The organism is Megasphaera sp. NM10, assembly GCF_000417505.1.
GTDB classification, from domain to species: Bacteria; Bacillota; Negativicutes; order Veillonellales; family Megasphaeraceae; genus Megasphaera; species Megasphaera intestinihominis.
The window spans coordinates 1-1153 of the sequence record NZ_APHY01000139.1; the positions used below are offsets into that span (position 1 = coordinate 1).

The following is a 1153-nucleotide window of genomic DNA, read 5'->3' on the forward strand; positions in this document are numbered from 1 at the left end:
TGTTAATTCAGACCAGTACTGAAAATTTTAAGATGCATGATATAGTATTAAGTAACGAAAATTGGAGGATGCTATCATGCCAAGAAAAAAGTACACTTCTGAATTTAAGACCAAGATTGTTCTGTCAATTCTTCAAGGCGACAAGGAATTCAATGTCATCTGTTCTGAAAACGGCCTGAACCCAAACATGGTCAGAAAATGGAAGCAAGAATTCCTGCAAAATGCCCATCTTGCCTTTGGTGCAGATTCTGAGCGTAAGGCCGTTCAGAGGAAGGAGGACGATCTGAAGAAAAAGAATGACCAGATGCTAAGGACCATCGGTCAGCTTACGCTTGAGCGCGACTTTCTTCAGGACTGCTTTCGCCAAGCTGGGGAGGCCATCCCAAGAATCCCGGAATATGATCAGAAAGGATAACGGCCTTTCCATACGTCGTCAGTGCGAATTACTGGGACTGAACCGTTCCGGCCTATATTACACACCTACAGGACCAAACCAAGCTGCTGTTAGGCTTGATGAATCGTTAATGGAACGTATCGACCACTGGCATACCAGGTGTCCCTACCTAGGCTCTCGTAAGATTGTTGCCAAACTGCAAGAAGAAGGTTTTTCAGTATGTCGCAAGACAGTACGGCGACTTATGCTGAAGATGGGCATCTATGCTATTTATCCTAAGCCTAACCTGTCCAAGCGCAATTTCAAGGAGTCTATTGTGCCTTATCTGTTGCGCGATTATACCGTGTCTTTTCCAAACCAGGTGTGGTCCATTGACATCACCTATATTCCGATGCCGCATGGGCATATGTACCTAACTGCAATAATTGATTGGTATAGCAGGCGGTTGGTCGGCCACTATCTTTCAGACAGTCTGGAAGCAGAATCTGTTATTCATGCCGTGACGGAAACCGTTAAAGCATGCGGCGTTCCAGCCATTATCAATTCAGATCAAGGCAGCCAGTTACCAGTGATGATTACAAGAATCTGCTTCGTAACCTCAATATCCGTCAAAGTATGGACGGCAGGAGCCGCTGGGCAGACAACATCATGATTGAACGTTGGTTCCGTAGCCTCAAAACGGAGCAGCTCTATCCGAACGAATATCGCACCCCAAGAGAGCTTCGACGTCTGATTAACSAATACGTAGATGATTACTGA

The 1153-nt window shown here is 45.5% G+C and carries 2 protein-coding genes; both read left to right on the plus strand.

What is annotated here, in order from left to right; genetic code table 11:
* The first annotated feature begins 76 nt into the window (after positions 1 to 76).
* Complete coding sequence (locus NM10_RS12740; protein ID WP_020310576.1) at positions 77 to 415, plus strand: transposase; 339 nt, start codon at positions 77 to 79, stop codon at positions 413 to 415.
* Positions 333 to 1046 carry an IS3 family transposase gene (locus tag NM10_RS12745; RefSeq protein ID WP_239639748.1) on the plus strand — a complete coding sequence of 238 codons (714 nt, stop codon included), beginning with the start codon at positions 333 to 335 and terminating at the stop codon, positions 1044 to 1046. Before NM10_RS12740 ends, NM10_RS12745 begins: the two co-directional genes overlap by 83 nt.
* Positions 1047 to 1153: the final 107 nt, after the last annotated feature.

Coding starts and splice junctions, on each gene's coding strand:
- NM10_RS12740 (WP_020310576.1), top strand. CDS start 77: ATGCCAAGAAAAAAGTACACTTCTGAATTTAAGACCAAGATTGTTCTG.